Source organism: Thiohalocapsa marina, from assembly GCF_008632335.1.
Taxonomy (GTDB): domain Bacteria; phylum Pseudomonadota; class Gammaproteobacteria; order Chromatiales; family Chromatiaceae; genus Thiohalocapsa; species Thiohalocapsa marina.
This window is the reverse complement of sequence record NZ_VWXX01000077.1, coordinates 1-1,413: the sequence shown is the minus strand read 5'-3', so window position 1 is coordinate 1,413 and position 1,413 is coordinate 1. Positions and strand designations below refer to the sequence as shown.

At 71.8% G+C, this 1,413-nt stretch carries 1 protein-coding gene; it reads right to left on the bottom strand.

Going from position 1 to position 1,413, the window contains the following annotated elements; genetic code table 11:
- Positions 1-135: 135 nt before the first annotated feature.
- The coding region (locus F2Q65_RS19235) for a Y-family DNA polymerase (protein ID WP_150095011.1) at positions 136-1,413 on the bottom strand (1,278 nt) is incomplete at its 5' end.

Sequence of the window (1,413 nt, the reverse complement as noted above, 5' to 3'; positions counted from 1 at the left end):
TCCAGGCGCACCATGTCGGGGGTGGGGGCGCGCAGGTCGAAGGCGATGCCGGAGTAGGTGTGGATGTGAATGGGCGCGGTGGTCATGGGCAGGTGGGGGTGGCAGGTGTCGGGGCGGCTGCGGCGTCTGGTGGGCTCAGCAGTGTGCCACGGGCAGCTCGTCCCAGCGGGTGGTGTAGCGCGGTGAGCGGTGGTCCTGCCGCCGGGCCCAGCGCGGGGCTGGGTGGGTGTCCGTGCGCGCGGTGGGCCGGGCGTTGGCCAGGTACAGGCTGCCGCGGCCAAAGCGGTCGTTGATCTGATCCAGGGTGGCCATCAGCGCCCTGCTCTGCTGTTGGCTGTGGGCGTCATCGAACAGGCTCGGCTGGGTGTTGGCGGCGGGGCCGAGGCCGAGCAGCAGGACGCCGGCCTTGGTATAGCGCCGATGCGGGCGGTAGATGGCGCGCAGGCCCTGGCAGGCGGCGGCGACCAGCGCGCGGGTGTCGGCGCTGGGTGTGGCGAGCGCAACGCTGCGGCTGGCGGCATAGGGCGTGCTGTCGGTGCGAAACGGGCTGGTCTGGATCTCCACCGCCACGGCGGCGGCCTCGCCCTGCTGGGCGCGCAGTTTCCCGGCGGCGCGGCTGGCGAAGGTGGTGATGGCCTCGGTGAGCTCCCGAAGGCTTGCGACCGGGGCGCCGAAGGAGCGCGAGCAACGGATCTGCTGCTTGTCCGGGGTCATGTCCTCCAGGGCCAGGCAGGGGATGCCGCGCAGTTCCAGCGCGGTGCGCTCGAGCACCACGGAGGCCTGCTGTCGAACCTGTCTGGGTGGGGCCTGGCGCAGGGCGAGCGCGGTGTCGATGCCGAGGGTCTGCAGCCGCCGGGCGAGTCGGGCGCCCACACCCCAGACCTCGCCCACGGGGACGTCGGCCAGCAGCCGGTCGATGTCGGGCTCGGCCAGCGCCTGCAGATCACAGACGCCGTTCCAGCGCGCATCCTGCTTGGCCAGATGATTGGCGAGCTTGGCCAGGGTCTTGGTTGGGCCGATGCCGACACAGACCGGCAGCCCGGTCCATTGCAGCACGGTGGAGCGGATGCGCTGGCCAATGGCATCGGCCGGCTCCGGCAGCCCGCTCAGGTCGAGAAAGCTCTCGTCGATGGAGTAGACCTCCTGGCGCGGGGCGAAGCGCCCAAGGAGGCGCATGACGCGGTTGCTCATGTCGGCGTAGAGGGCGTAGTTGCTGGACAGCGCGGTGACCTCGCCGGCTGGCTGCGGTGCCCTGCCCGCCTGGCGCAGACGCTCGCGGGCCTTGAACCAGGGCTCGCCCATGCGCAGGCCAAGGACCTTGGCCTCGCGCGAGCGGGCGACGATGCAGCCGTCGTTGTTCGACAGCACCACCACGGCGCGCCCTTGCAGGTCCGGGCGGAACACCTGCTCGCA